This window comes from Saccharopolyspora karakumensis (genome assembly GCF_004349225.1).
Classification (GTDB): Bacteria; Actinomycetota; Actinomycetes; order Mycobacteriales; family Pseudonocardiaceae; genus Saccharopolyspora; species Saccharopolyspora endophytica.
This window is the reverse complement of the sequence record NZ_SMLA01000056.1, coordinates 1-15,239: the sequence shown is the minus strand read 5'-3', so window position 1 is coordinate 15,239 and position 15,239 is coordinate 1. Positions and strand designations below refer to the sequence as shown.

At 70.4% G+C, this 15,239-nt stretch carries 4 protein-coding genes; all 4 read right to left on the bottom strand.

Going from position 1 to position 15,239, the window contains the following annotated elements; all coding sequences use genetic code 11:
• Positions 1–9 precede the first annotated feature (9 nt).
• The gene (locus E1202_RS25885; RefSeq protein ID WP_132685744.1) at positions 10–3,405 is read right to left on the bottom strand and encodes a right-handed parallel beta-helix repeat-containing protein; all 3,396 of its coding nucleotides are present in this window, start codon (positions 3,403–3,405) and stop codon (positions 10–12) included.
• Positions 3,402–4,367, bottom strand: coding sequence for a hypothetical protein (locus E1202_RS25880; protein ID WP_132685743.1), 966 nt, complete (start codon positions 4,365–4,367; stop codon positions 3,402–3,404). Before E1202_RS25880 ends, E1202_RS25885 begins: the two co-directional genes overlap by 4 nt.
• Positions 4,364–7,849 carry a hypothetical protein gene (locus E1202_RS25875; RefSeq protein ID WP_132685742.1) on the bottom strand — a complete coding sequence of 1,162 codons (3,486 nt, stop codon included), beginning with the start codon at positions 7,847–7,849 and terminating at the stop codon, positions 4,364–4,366. The genes E1202_RS25880 and E1202_RS25875 overlap by 4 nt, the downstream gene beginning before the upstream one ends.
• 95 nt (positions 7,850–7,944) lie before the next feature.
• The gene (locus tag E1202_RS25870; protein ID WP_132685741.1) at positions 7,945–15,189 is read right to left on the bottom strand and encodes a hypothetical protein; all 7,245 of its coding nucleotides are present in this window, start codon (positions 15,187–15,189) and stop codon (positions 7,945–7,947) included.
• Positions 15,190–15,239: the final 50 nt, after the last annotated feature.

The window sequence follows — 15,239 nt, the reverse complement described above, 5'->3', positions numbered from 1 at the left end:
CCGCACGGGTCAGCCGGCGGCGACCTCGCCTGCGGCGGGAACGTCGTCGGGCAGCAGCAGGCAGAGGTCTTCCAACGTCGGGGACGCCGTGCGGCGAAGCCGCTTCGCGTGACGGGTGACCGCGGCGTCCATGACCTGGCGCGCGTAGCGACCGTTGCCGAACGACGGACCTCGGGGCGTGGACACGAAGTGCGCCCGCAGCGCCGCGACCGTCGGCCCGGTGCACTCGTAACCGGCCGCGGCGGCGTGCTGGGTGACGATGGTGACCAGCTCGTCGTTGCTGTAATCGGCGAAGCGCACCCGCTGCGAGAACCGCGAGGACAGACCGGGGTTGGCGGACAGGAACTCCTCCATCTGCCCCTCGTACCCGGCCGCCACCACCACGACCTCGTCGCGGTGGTCCTCCATCAGCTTGACCAGCGTGTCGATGGCCTCCTGACCGAAGTCGGAGCTGGAACCGCGCTGCGAGGACAGCGTGTAGGCCTCGTCGATGAACAGCACGCCACCGCGCGCCCGGTCGAACGCCTCGGTGGTGCGGTGGGCGGTGTGACCGACGTACTCGCCGACCAGGTCGCCGCGACCGACCTCGACGACCTGTCCCCGCTGGAGGATGCCCAGCGCGGCGAGGATCTCGCCGTAGAGCCGGGCGATCGTCGTCTTACCGGTACCGGGAGGCCCGCCGAAGATCAGGTGCCTGCTCAGCGACGGCACCGGGAGTCCGGCGGCCTGGCGCTGCTTGGCCGACGCCAGCAGATCGACCATGTTGCCGACCTCCGACTTCACGTCGGCCAGGCCGACCATGTGGTGCAGCTTGTTGAGCAGGCTCTCCACCTTGGCCGTGTCCGCGTTGGCCGCACCGGCTCCGACACCGCTGCCCGGCAGCGCACCGATGTCCTCCGGCAGCAGACGGGTCATGGCGACGGGGCTGAGCTCGGGGTCGTCGGCGAGGCGGTAGGCCTGGCGGCCGATCATCTCCTCGAAGACCTTGCGGGCCGTGCGGCCGTTGCCGAACGCCTCATCGCGCGGGTACTTGGAGAAGTAGCCGAGCACCGCCTCGCGGGTCTCGAACTCCAGCCGGTAGTCGTTGGCGCGGCACATGCCCTCGACGATGGTGACCAGCTCTTCGTTGCTGTAGTCGGCGAACTCGATGGTCCGCGAGAACCGGGAGCCCAGGCCGGGGTTGGTGGCCAGGAACTTGCGCATCTCCATGGTGTAACCGGCGACGATGACCACCACGTCCTCGCGGTGGTCCTCCATCAGCTTGACCAGCGTGTCCACGGCTTCCTGACCGAAGTCTGCGCCGCCACCACCTCCACCGGAGAGCGTGTAGGCCTCGTCGATGAACAGCACGCCGCCGAGGGCCTTCTCGAAGCACTCGGTGGTCTTCAGCGCGGTGCCGCCGACGACGCTGGCCACCAGGTCGGCGCGTCCGACCTCGATGAGCTGGCCGGCGCGCAGCACACCGAGTTCCTTGAGGATCTGCCCGTAGAGCCGCGCAACCGTCGTTTTACCTGTACCGGGCGAACCCGCGAACACCAGGTGCCTGCTCATCGGCGGCATCGGCAGCCCGACCGCCGCCCGCTTCTCGGCCATCTGCTCCAGGCGCGTCAGGACCTCCACCTCGCGCTTGACGTCGGTGAGACCCACCAGCGCGTCGAGCTCACCGAGGAGCTCCCCCAGCCGGCCTTCCGAGCTCCTCTTGGCCTGCGCGGGTGCGGGTTCGTAGCCGGACTCGCTCGACGGCGCCGCGTCGGCGCTGCGGGAGCTGCCGAAGTGCTGGGAATCGTCGGATTCGGGTGCGGCCTCGCCGGAGTCGCTCTCGGGGTCGCCGTTCTGGGCGCTGGTGATTCCGCTGAGCCGCACGTTGTCGCGGCGGACCTGCAACCGCACACCGGCGCCGCCGTTGTCCTTGGTGACGGTGTCGCGGACGCTGATCGACTCGGTGGAGCCGACGACGATGCCGTCGGCGGCGTTGCCGGAGATCTCGCAGCGGTCGAGCACGCCGGAGGACCCGGCGGCCCACTCCACGCCGTTGACCTGGCAGCCGCGGATGCGGGTCTGCTCCAGGGCCACCGACGAGGTCCCGGAAGCCTTCACACCGTGCTCTCCGGCGTCGGAGAGGTCGCAGCTGCGCAGCACCGATTGGCCATCGGCGACCAGCACCGCGGTTCCCCCGCTGCCCGCGACGGTGACACCGCGCAGGTCGGCGGAGCTCTGCTCGCCGACGCGCACGCCGACGCCGCCGGCGCCGGAGATCGCGACGTCCTCGACCTCGATCTGCCCCTTCGCGGCCAGCAGCACCGCATCGCCGGTCGCCTCCGCGACAGCGCCACCGGAGATGGTGGCCTTCGCACCGCGCACCTCGATGCCGGGACCGGCCGGGCGTCGCAGCGTCAGCTCGCGGAAGGTTCCGGTGCCGTTCTCGGTCACGACCACCCCGGCGCCACCGGCACCGGTCACGTCGAGCGAGGAGAACGACGGCGATGCCCCGGCGATCCACACCCCGGCGTCGCGGGAGCCCACGACGGTGCACTCGTCGAACTCGCCCTGGGAGCCTTCGAGCACGTGCACGCCGTACCCGGCGGGCTTGTCGATGCGCAGCCGGTGGATCTCGGGGTCGCCCTGCTGCACCAGCACGACGCCCTGCGCCCCGGGGGAGGTGATCGTGCAGTCCTCGATCACCGGCGTCGACCGGGAGGCGATGAGCAGACCGACACCCGCCGGCTCGGTGACGGACGTGCCGCTCAGCCGGAAGGAGCTGTTGCCCTCCACCACCACGGCGGGGTTGCCGGCTCGCACGATCCGGGAGTCGCGCATCGCGCCCCGGGCGCGTTCCGCGGCCAGCACGGCGCTGCCTTCGGCATCGGTGATGGTGCATCCGACGAACTGCGGGTCGGCATCCGTGCGGATCACGACTGCGGCGGCCTTGACGTTGCTGATCGTGCAGTTCCCGAAGTGGCCCTCGGCGCCGTCGATGGCTATCACCCCGGCCCCGGCCGGGTTGGTGAACTCGGTTCCGCTGGCGCTGGCCTCGGCTTGGCCGTGCACGTAGAGCGCTGCCGCCGACGACGCCTCGACGCGGCATTCCTCCATCCTCAACCGGCCGGTGGAGACGTCGATGACCGAGGTCTCGGCTCCGCTGTGGACCAGGACCAAGCCCGAGAGCACCGCGGTTTCGGCCGCCATCACGATGGCCGGGTCACCGGTGGACTCGATCCGCACGCCCCCTTCGGCTCCCGCAGCCGACAGCGTGACGTCGCGGCTGAGCAACACCGATTCGGTGTAGGTGCCGGGCTGGATGGAGATGACGTCACCGGTGGTCGCCGCGGCGATGGCGTCGCCGATGGTGCGGAACGAGTCCGGGGCCGTCGCCGAGACCGACAGCATCGATCGTGTGTTGGTCATTCTCGCCCCAGTTCTTCTTCAGCCGATTCGGTTTTCGATGGTTCGGTGAGAACGCCCATCGCGCGGTGCAGGTTCAGCCGGTCGAGCGCGGGAGGCTCGGTGCTCGCCGCCACCACGTGGGAGACCAGGTCGGGATCCGGCGCCAGGTGGTAGCGGTCGAGGTAGTAGTGGACCGCGTCGTTCCAGACCCAGGTTCCGTCCGAGCGGAAGTTCAGCGGCACGGTGCGGTTCGGATCGATCACATCGGGCATGACGTGGTCGGTGGCCATCGCGATCGGCGCCGAGCGCAGGTAACCGAGCACGCGCTTCCGCTCCGCCGCTTCGGCGCGCGGGTGGTCGGGCCGGAAGAACGGTGTGCCGAGGCTGTCGGCACCGTCGAAGACGCGCGCCAGCCGCGCGGGCGGAGCCGGGTTCCAGACCAGTTCCGACGCCGCCAGCGCGGCGTCGTGGTACCGGGTCGGGGCGGCGTCGGCGTGGAAGACCTCGACGCGCGGTTCGGCGCCCGCTTCGGTGAGTTCGTGCTGGATCTCGGCGGTGAGCTCGACGAGATCGGCGTCCTGCTCCGCTTCGACGAGGTACACCGGTTCTGTCGTCTCCGCCGAAACCCGACCGCTGCGCCACAGCGCCCGCACTCCCCCGACCCGCTCGGCGGCCCGCACTGCGGCCTCGTCGGCGTCGTCGGCGGATTCCCCGGTGAATCGCCACGACGGTGGTTCGCCGGCCCGCGGTGCCTCCGCGAGCGCGGCAGCATCGATGTCCTGGGCCTGCGCAAGAGCCGTGAGCAGTGCGACCTCCGGCTCGGTCAGCGCCAGGCCCAGGTCGACGGCGCTGATGAGGGAGTCGGCGATCTCGTCGAGCTCTTCGTCGGCCAGGCAGGTGCGCAGCACGGCGAGCTCGCCGTCGGGCATCCGGCCCGCCAGCTGGAGCAGCAGCCGGTGCACCTCGGGTGGTTCCGGGCTCACCGATCGACTCCGGCGGCCTTGGCGAACGGGCTCGTCGGCTCGCCGAGCAGCACCGAGTACCGCTCGCGGTCGGGTTCGGTGGCATCGGCGGCGGGCCGCTCGTCGCGGTTCTTGGCGGCCTCGGTCAGGCGCTCCAGCACGCGGGCGTCGTGCCGCTTGCAGGCTTCCTCGGACCGCTGCTTCTTCCCGACCTCGGTGAGCAGCACCCGGCCGGCGTCGGCTTCCACGGCCAGCACCCGGTAGGACGTGGCGGGTGGGAACACGACGTCGGCCGAGTTCTCGTCGGCGGCAAGGCCTCCGAGCCGCCGCGCGGTCACCGACCAGATCAGCAGTTCCACCGAGCCGGGCACGGACGCCGACTCGTCCGAGACGCCGAGCATCGGCGCGGGCTCGACGAGTTCGCTCCCGACCACGTAGTCCTCGACGGTCTCGGCATCGCCGGGGCCGCCGCGCACGACCAGCCCTTGCAGCGACGGGAGCCGCCGCAGGCCGCCCGCCAGGCAGGAGATGAACGGGTAGTGCGAGGCCACGTCGCCGGTGCGGATCGCGTTGACGAACTCGCGCTGGTCAGAGGTCGCGAACACGTGCACGGCGGCGAGTTCGGTGAGCATCGCGTCGTCCACCGGCATGCCGCCTCGCAAGCCCGGCCGCTCGGCGAGCAGTCGGGTCACCGAGCGCGTGGCCGCGTCGTACTTCCAGCCGAGGGACTTCTTGAACTGCTGCCGGTCCTCCTCGGTGCTGGCGTGGTCGACCAGCAGCAGCGGTTTCAACACCGCCGCGGCGGCCTGATCACGGGTCTCGGCCTCCGCGACGGCTTCGGACGCATCCGCGCTCGTCTCGGCGGCCTCGGCGAACGACACCTGCTCCGTCGCAGCGGTTTCCCCCTGGTGCGCGGAGTCCGCCTCTGCGGAACCTTCGTGCACGGCCGTCGCTCGGATGTCGGCCAGGTTCAGCGTCGTCGTCCGCTCCGCGGCCGACTGCGACTCGGCGGTGTCCTGAGCGACCTCGTTCTTCGAGTCCTCCGCCGCTGCGGAGTTGACCGCGCCGGAAACCGCCTGCTGCACCGCAGGTTCGGCGGGCACAGCGGTGGTCGACACCGGAACGGCCGCGACGGTCTGCTCCGGTGCGGGCCGCTGGGCCACCGCCGCTGGATCCAGTGTCGGGGCAGGTGCGTGACCCGGTGGGCCCACCGGCGCCGAAACCGCCGGTGCTGCAGCAGGAGCGGACATCCGGTTGATCGCGGCAGCGGGAGCGACCGGCGCCGGACCAGGCGCAGCGGCAGCCGGAGGAGGCGTGGGCTGCGCTGCGGGTGCCATCGGTGAAGGTGCTGGGCGCGGCGCAGGTGTGGCCGACGGCGGGGCCGGGGCAGCCGAAACGCGCGGTGCCGCGGCCGGCGGCCCACCCGCCGACGCGACGGGCGGCGATGCCACGGGTGCCGGGGCTTCCGGTACCGCCTCGGTCCGCACCGGAGCGGCCGGTTCCGGCTCGGGCTCAGGTTCGGGCTCCGCGGGCTTCATCGACGGGAGCGGGGTGCTGGACGCGACGGCCGGGATCTGCACCGACGTCGCCGTGACGGGCACCGCGACCGGACTCGCAACGACCGGTCTCCGCTCCTCAACAGGTTTTTCCGGTCCAGCGGGCGTGTCGGCTTCGGCGATGGCGGCGAGCGCCGGCGTGATCGGCCCGCGCGCTTCGTGATCGGTGGACGGCTGGGCGTCCGGCGCCGAGGGCTCCGGTGCTTGCGCTTGCGCCGACTGCGGTGGGGACAACTGCGGAAGCGGTGTGGCCGGTCCCAGCGCCGCGGGCACCGGCGGAACGGACACCACGTCGGCAGCGGGAGCGACCAGGGGTGCCGCGTCGGCCTGGCCGGGGCGCCATCCGTCTCCGATGGGCCGCATCCGTCCCTCGGCGTCGACGACGACCGGCGAGACGATGCGCAACGGCTCCGTCGGCTGGTGCGGAATCGGCTGCGGCGCCGCACCAGCCGAGCCCGTGGCTGGCTCGTTCCCAGCGGGCGCGGCAGGACTCCGCTGCGCCACCGTCGGCAACTGCGCGGTGGGTTGGTCCACCGAGGAGGCCCCGGACGGGGGCGCGGGAATCCAGGCGACGGTCTGACCACCGATTCCCGCCGGAACAACACCCGTGGACGCTTCCCAGGGGTGCGCGCCCAGCGGCGCGCTCGCGAAGCTCTCGACGGCGGGGCCCGGGCCCGCGGCGCCGAGCACGTGCACGTCGACCTTCAGCGAGGCGGCCAGCCGCCCCAGGTAAGTGGGATCGGCGTGGGGCGTGGCGATCAGGCGCAGGCGTTCCCGCGCGGCAGCGGGCAGTTCACCGGCGAGTCGTTCCACCGCGGTCAGGACGCGCTGCGGCGGTGGTCCACCCGCGGAGCTGATGACGAAGTTGACGGCGTCCGGCGAGATGGGAAGCCTCGAGGCGACGGGGTCGACCGGCACGCGGACGGGACGCACGAGCAGACCGGCAGGCAGCACGTCGACGAGCCATCCGTCCTGCAGCCAGAACGTCCCGGTCCCGGCCTCGGTGAGCCCGGACACCGGCGGCAGCCAATTTCGCGGGATCGGCGGAACTCCGGGCTGGTAAGTGCTCTCCAGCACGAACGGGAGCCAGCTGGGGCGGCCCGAATCGTCGGGCACCAGCCAGGTCTGACCGCCTGCGGGCAGGTACTGCGGCACGGCGTGGCAGCCGTGCACGGCTTGTCCGATCAGCTCGGCGAGCTGCTGCGCGATGGGCCGGACGCTCACCGGTTCGGGCCCGTACCCGATCAGCCCGAACGTCTCGCGCAGCTGCGCGGGGAGTCCGCCGACGAACGCGGCGAGGGCTTCGGCCGCCGGCAGCGGCTCACCGGGCGCGCCGACGACGATGGCCAGCCGGTTGCGCGACAGCGGCACCCGGAACCCGATGTCGGAGTGGGGCCTGGCCGGTTGACCGGCGGTGCGCACCCAGACCCCGGCCGGGATGGGGGTGACGCTGATCCGCGGGTCGATCGGCCGGGTCCGCAGGCTCGTGGAGAGCCCGTCCTGCCATTCCGGGACGGGAAAGCTGGGGCCGTCGTGCAGCTTCGACCGGCCGGGGCGAAATCCGACCCATCCGGTCTGCGGACCAGCGGAGAAGAGCTCGCCACCCGGGAGCATGACCAGTTCGCCGTCGGGGGCCACGACCTCGACGTCGAGGGCTTCGGACAGCCTCAGCGCCAGGGGGCGTGAGCCGTTCGGCGCCGCGAGCCCCGCTCGGGGCGAGAGCAGCCGGATCGCGGGCAGGCCGACGCCGTCGGGGCGCAGTTCGGCGCGCAAGGCTGCCAGCACCTCGGGTTCGAGCTGGTCGAAAGCGGGCAGCGCGGACTCGTCGATGTAGACCTGCGTGCGACCGTCCGCCAGGGTGAACGGTGGCGGCGGTATCGGCTCACCGGATTCCTCCGCGCGCACGATCACGCCTGCACCCGTTCGCTCGACGAGCAATGCGCCCATGTGCTGCCTGCCTCCTCCCTGTGGCCCCGTTACTTCCACGGATGGCGAGCGCGAGGAGGTTCAACGTGTTCGCGGGCTGCGGTGGGCTCGGGTGGTCACAGACCCCGGTAGTAGGACGACGAGGACGGGTAGTCGTCGTACTCGTCCTCGTAGGAGGGTGAGCGCCGCCGCCTCGGCGAACGTCCCAGTCCCAGATCGGTTTCTCGGGTGAAGCCGCTGGTGGGATCGGCGTGCGGGTCATAACCCCGATACCCGGGCACGTAGTCCCGGTTCTCGACGTTGTGGAGCCGCGGCGTCGTGCCCGGCAGGATCGTGCGGCGGCCGTCGGGGCCCTGGTGGAAGTGGCCGCTGACGGTCATCGCCGAGTGGATGTTGCGCCGATCGACGTGGCGGACGGAATCCCACTCGGTCTGGTACTGCATGCGGTCCAGCAGATCCTGAGGGAGATCCTGCGAGGCCATGTGAATCATGTTGCCCGAGGACTCGATCTGGTAGATCTGCCCCGACATCGGCACGTACCAACGACCATTGTAAAAAACGGGTTCTCCGCCGTCAGGCACCACGAACTGGTGCGCCGCCGCCGCACTCGGCGTGACCGACACGTAGCCGGAGTTGCGCGCCGCATCCCCACCGTGCACGTGCGACACGAGGTTGTAGTCCCGTCCCCACGACGTCATCCCATCGCGGAAGATCACCTCCGGCGGACGCGTATCACCCCGGTACATCCACGACGGACGCGGCGGATTCGCCCGCAACTGCGGATTGTCCAACCGCACCGGACCAGCAGACCGCGACGAACCACTCGCCTGAACAGACGACGACGGAACCACCGTGTACGTCGAATACGCCGGCCGACCCGACGACGAATGATGCGACCCAGACGAATGATGCGCCTCGGACGAATGAAGCGACCCCGAGGAATGGTGCGACCGCGACGAGTGGTGCGACCGCGAGGACTCGTGCGAACGACGCGACGAATACCGTTCCGACGGCGGCAAACCAGGCGAGATGTCGGCCGATCCGGTGTGCGGAGCGGGTTCCTGGCGGGGCCGGATCTCGGCGTTGCCCAATAACCGGGAGACGTCCTGGATCGCGCGCACGTCGGTGTTCGCGGTCTCCAGCACGACCCTGCGGTCCTGGTCGAAGCCGGGGTGCAGCCGCACGTAGTTGGTGAAGTCGCGCGCCGTGTGGTCCTTGCCGTCCCAGAGGCTCACGCGGTCGCCGTCCTGGCTGGGGGTCACGCGGATGACCTGCTCGTCGGGGTTCGGGTGGGTGTCGCGGCCCTGCTCGACCAGCGCCGACACGTCGTCGTTCGGGCTCGGGTAGTGCAGCCCGTCGCGGGTGGGCACCGCCAAGGTCTGGAAGTCGTCGGTGGCCCCGCTGCGCCGCCAAGGTTCGGTGGCAGCGAACAGCTCGACGATCTGCTGTTCCGCCGACTTGCTCAGCGGCAACACGTCCAGCAGGTCCAGCAGGTCGTTGAGCTGGGCTTCCTCCGAGCGGTCCCCGGTTTCGTCACCGAGCAGCCTCGGGTCGGACAGCAGCGCCTCGATGCGGTCGTGGGTGGCCGGGTCCTGCGCTGCGGCGACCATCGCCGAGGCGAGTTCCACCCGAGCCTGCCACTCCCCCTTGTTGGTGCTGCTGGGGAACATCCGGAACTCCCAGCGGTCCTGGGGCCCGCCTTGGACGTGCTCGAAGTTGAGCCCTTCGTTGCGGCTGGAGTTCAGGGTGCGCACGTCCTCCGGGGCGCGCAGGGCGTTGGCGCGCGGCGGGACGGGCATCGCGCCGACGGCGCGGAGTTCGCGCTGGCGTCCGCCCATCGTGGAGTTCGCCATCCGGTACAGCGACTGCTCACGCGCCTTGGCCAGACCGGCGAGAGCCACGCTCGATTGAGGAGTGAAGGTGGCGCCGTCGAAGCTGACGTTGACGTGCCCGCCGCCCTCGTCCACCGAGCCGCCGTACTTCTCCACGACGGAGCGGATGATGTCGGCCGCGGTTTCGAAGCGCTGCCAGGAGCGCGAGTCCCCGCCGAGCTTCTCCGACACCGCCTCGATGCCGTTGTCGAGGGTGTCCTCGTCCACCAGTCGCCAGCGGTCCGGAGCCTTCTTGACCAGGCCCGACCCCAGTTCCTGGCCGTCGCGCCAGTCACCGAGGCCGGCGTCGCGGAAGGCGGTGCCGAGTTCCTGCACGGCGACGTCGAAGTGCTCTTCGGGGACGGTGAACTCGATCTCGGTGCCGAACCGCGCGTCGGGCCGGCTGCTGACACCGCCGGGAACGCCCTCGGCGTGGTACTGGACGGGGTTGACGCCCGAGGACACCGCGGATCGCGCGGCCCGGTAGGTGTCGAGCATCGCGGCGAAGCGCTGGTCGCGCGGCACGGATGAGGACGGCGCGGGGTCATGGGACCGGTTCGTGCCGTCGCCGATCGGCCCGGCCTGCGAGGGCGGGAGTCCCGGTCGTCGGTCGTAGTAGTAGTACGAGCTGCTGCTCGACGGCGGGTAATACGTCGACGAGGAGGAGCTGGTGGTCGGGTAGTAGCCGGAGGTCGTCGGGTACGTCGAGGACGACGGCGCCGAACGGGTCGACTCCTGCGAGGAACGACTGGGCAGAGGCGGTGGGGCGAGCCCGAGATCGGTGTGGCGGGTGAATCCGCTGCGGGAGTCGGCGTGCGGGTCGTACCCCCGGTAGCCCTCTTCGTAGTAGCGGTTCTCCACGTTGGTGAGCTGCGGCGTCGTGCCGGGCAGGATCGTGCGGCGGCCGTCGGGCCCCTGGTGGAAGTAGCCGCGCACCGTCATCGCGGAGTGGATGTTGCGCCGGTCGATGTGGCGGACCGAGTCCCACTCGGTCTGGTACTGCATGCGGTCGAGCAGATCCTGCGGAAGGTTCTGCGAGGCCATGTGAATCATGTTGCCCGAGGACTCGATCTGGTAGATCTGCCCCGACATCGGCACGTACCACCGTCCGTGGTGGCGGATGGGCTCGCCGCCGTCGGGCACGACGAACTGGTGCGCGGCCACGGAACTCGGGGTGACCGACACGTAGCCGGAGTTGCGCGCGGCGTCGCCGCCGTGCACGTGGGCGACCAGGTTGTAGTCCCGGCCCCACGCGCTCATGCCGTTGCGGAAGATCTCCTCCGGCGGACGCGTGTCGCCCCGGTACATCCAGCGCGGGCGCGGTGGGTTCGCGCGCAGCTGCGGGTTGTCGAGCCGCACGGGTCCGGCCGGTTGTGCCGGCGCGGCCGTGTAGGTCGAGTACGGCGGTGCGTGGTGGCTCGACGAGGAGTGGTGCGACCGCGAGGAGTGGTGCGAGCGCGAGGACCGGTGCGACCGCGAGGACTCGTACGAGCTGCGGTAGCGGTCGTCGGGCGAGACGCCGGGAGAAAGGTCGGCCGGGTTGGCCTCGCGCTGGGAGGACGTGGTGGTGGCCGACGAAGGCGGGACCACACCATCGGTCACCAGCGACCCGGGCAGGTGCGGCGACGCCACGTCCATGATCTGCTGCAAGTGACGGTCGAGAATCCGGTAGTCGACACCGTCCCGGCGGGTGTCCATCAGGTCGCCCGGCACGGGGCTGTCCGAGGTGTTCAGCAGCTGACGCGGATGCGGATACGCATCCCGCACACCGAAGAAGTGCATCACCTCGTGCGTGAACTCCGACGGAGCAGCACCCGCAGCCCACCGATGCTGATCCATCGGATTCTTCACATCATCCGGCCGACCCGGAACCACGTCGATGGTGCCGTCCGCATCAGCCGGGTCATCGACGAAGACCACCTGGCCGTGCGCGCGGACGTGGGGTCCGGGCAGGACGTTCTCGGGCTGGTTGAGCAGGCGCTCGATGCCGTCGGCGGTGTTGGCGCGCACCGCCGCCAGGTCCGCCGGGCTGACGCCGTCGGCCGGACGCAGGTGCAGCTTCGTCTCGAAGTTCCAGCGACCCGCCTCGGGGGTGAGGCTGTAGCGGACCTCCTGTCGGATGCCGCTGGCCGGACCGCGCTGGATCGTCCTGCGGTCGCCGTTGCCGTCCACCACGAAGGCGTTGTCCAGCGGCTTCCACCGCTCGGCCGCGACCGTGAACGTCGGCGGCCGCCGGCGAGCGAACTGCGGATCCGTCGACTGCGTCGGGCGGTCGTCCGAGGGCGTCGAGGCAGCCGTGGGCGTGTCGTCGCGAACGACGCGCGGCCGGGATCCGTCGGGCTGGAAGCTGCGCCACTGGAACTTGCCGCGACCGTTGTCGACCAGCGCGACGACTTCCTTGCCGAGGTCGATGGCGACCCGGGTGCCGCTGTCGGCGAACTCGACGCCGCGAGCGCCGGGGGCCGGGATGAGCACGACGCGGCCCGCGCTGGGGTCGACCTGGGCGGACAGTGTCTCGGTGCTGACGGGACCCGCCGGAGCCTGGATCCTGGGGCTGTCGGCGATCGCGCTGGGCGCGGGGACCTGGCCGGCGCCGTCCTGGGCGCGGTGTGCTTCGGCGGGAACGTTCGTCGATTCCGGGGGGAGTCCCGGTCGCCGGTCGTAGTAGTACCTGTCGTTCGACGTCGGGTAGTACCGCGACGACGAGGAGGACGAACTCGCCGGGTAGTACGAGGACGACGGCGCCGAACGGGTGGACTCGTGCGAGGACCGGCTCGGCCGGGGAAGTTCGGCGAGCCCGAGGTCCGTGTCTCGGGTGAAGCCGCTGGTGGGATCGGCGTGCGGGTCATAACCCCGATACCCGGGCACATAATCCCGATTCTCCACGTTGGTGACCCTCGGCGTCGTGCCCGGCAAGATCGTCCGGCGACCGTCCGGCGCCTGGTGGAAATGACCGCTCACCGTCATCGCCGAGTGAATGTTGCGCCGATCGACGTGCCGGACGGAATCCCACTCCGTCTGGTACTGCATCCGATCCAGCAAATCCTGCGGCAGGTTCTGCGACGCCATGTGAATCATGTTGCCCGAAGACTCGATCTGATAGATCTGCCCCGACATCGGCACATACCAACGACCGTTGTACCGAACCGGCTCACCACCATCGGGCACCACGAACTGATGCGCCGCCGCCGCACTCGGCGTCACCGACACATAACCCGAATTGCGCGCGGCGTCACCACCATGAACGTGGCTGACCAGATTGTAATCCCGACCCCACGACGTCATCCCGTCACGGAAAATCTCCTCCGGCGGACGCGTATCACCCCGGTACATCCACGACGGACGCGGCGGATTCGCCCGCAACTGCGGACTGTCCAACCGCACCGGACCAGACTGCGACGAACCACTCCCCTGAACAGACGACGACGGAACAACCGTGTACGTCGAATACGCCGGCCGACCCGACGACGAATGATGCGACCCCGAGGAATGGTGCGACCGCGAGGACTCGTGCGAACGACGCGACGAGTAGCCCTCCGACGGCGGCAAACCAGGCGAGATGTCGGCCGATCCGCTGTTGCGAGCGGAGTCCTCGGCGAGCCCGAGGTCGCTGTCGCGGGTGAACCCGCTGTCCTGGTCGGCGTGCGGGTCGTAACCCCGGTGGCCTGGAACGAAGTTCTCGTTGTCGACGTTGGTGAGCTTCGGCGTCGTGCCGGGCAGGATGGTGCGCTTGCCGTCGGGGCCCTGGTGGAAGTAGCCCTCGACGGTCATCGCGGAGTGGATGTTCTCCGAATCGACGTGGCGGACGGCGTCCCACTCGGTCTGGAACTGCATGCGGTCCAGCAGCGCCTGCGGGAGGTTCTGCGAGGCCATGTGGATCACGTTGCCCGAGGACTCGATCTGGTAGATCTGCCCGGCCATCGGGAAGTACCACTTGCCGTCGCGCTGGATCGGCTGGTCGCCGTTGGGCACCACGAACTGGAGCGCCGCAACGGAACTGGGCGTCACCGACACGTAGCCGGAGCTCTTGGCCTGGTCGCCACCGTGCACGTGGGCCACGAGGTCGTAGTCGCGGCCCCAGGAGGTCATGCCGTCCCGGAAGATCTCCTCCGGCGGACGCGTGTCACCGCGGTACATCCAGCGCGGACGCGGCGGGTTCGCCCGCAGCTGAGGGTTGTCGAGCACGACCTCGCCGGTGGCGGTCTGCTGAGCGTCGGGAGAGGTTGCGGAACTGGAGCTCTCCGCGCTGGGCGGCAGCCCCGGGCCCCGGTCGTAGTAGTTGCCGTACGAGCTCGAATACCTCGGGTAGTAGGACGACGAGCTCGTGGTGGCCGGGTAGTCGTCGTAGCCGTCGTCGGACGGCGAGCGCCGCCTGGGTGAACGACCGAGTCCGAGATCGGTGTAGCGGGTGAATCCGCTGTCCCGGTCGGCGTGCGGGTCATAACCCCGGTATCCGTCGACGAAACCGTCGTTGTCGACGTTGGTCAAGCGAGGCGTCGTGCCCGGCAGGATCGTCCGCCGACCGTCCGGCCCCTGGTGGAAGTGGCCGCTGACGGTCATCGCCGAGTGGATGTTGCGCCGGTCGATGTGCCGGACCGAGTCCCACTCCGTCTGGTACTGCATGCGCTCCAGCAGGTCCCGCGGGAGGTTCTGCGAGGCCATGTGGATCATGTTGCCCGAGGACTGGATCTGGTAGATCTGCCCCGACATCGGCACGTACCACCGTCCGTCGTGCCGGATCGGTTCGCCACCGTCGGGCACGACGAACTGGTGCGCGGCGGTCGCGCTGGGGGTCACCGACACGTAGCCGGAGTGGCGCGCGGCGTCACCTCCGTGCACGTGCGAAACCAGGTTGTAGTCCCGGCCCCACGACGTCATGCCGTCGCGGAAGATCACCTCCGGCGGACGCGTGTCACCCCGGTACATCCACGACGGACGCGGCGGATTCGCCCGCAACTGAGGGTTGTCGAGGGCGACCGGACCGGTCGAAGTCGTCGGGTACGACGAGGACGATGCCGTGCTGTAGGTCGGGTACGCGGACGACGAGGTGGTCGCGTAGGACGGGTCGTGCGAGCGCGGCGCGTGCGAGGACCGGGAGGGCCGGGACGAGCCCGCGTACGGGTCGTGGTGGCTGCCGCGGTGCCTGCGCGGCCGGTCGCTCGGCGGGACCGCCGGCGAGACGTCGGCCTGGTTCGTCTCGCGCTGGGACGAGGTCGTGGTGCCCGACGAGGACGGAACCACACCATCGGTCACCAGCGACCCGGGCAGGTGCGGCGACGCCACGTCCATGATCTGCTGCAAGTGACGGTCGAGAATCCGGTAGTCGACACCGTCCCGGCGGGTGTCCATCAGGTCGCCCGGCACGGGGCTGTCCGAGGTGTTCAGCAGCTGACGCGGATGCGGATACGCATCCCGCACACCGAAGAAGTGCATCACCTCGTGCGTGAACTCCGACGGAGCAGCACCCGCAGCCCACCGATGCTGATCCATCGGATTCTTCACATCATCCGGCCGACCCGGAACCACGTCGATGGTGCCGT

Coding starts and splice junctions, on each gene's coding strand:
- E1202_RS25885 (WP_132685744.1), bottom strand. CDS start 3,405: ATGACCAACACACGATCGATGCTGTCGGTCTCGGCGACGGCCCCGGAC.
- E1202_RS25875 (WP_132685742.1), bottom strand. CDS start 7,849: ATGGGCGCATTGCTCGTCGAGCGAACGGGTGCAGGCGTGATCGTGCGC.
- E1202_RS25870 (WP_132685741.1), bottom strand. CDS start 15,189: ATGGATCAGCATCGGTGGGCTGCGGGTGCTGCTCCGTCGGAGTTCACG.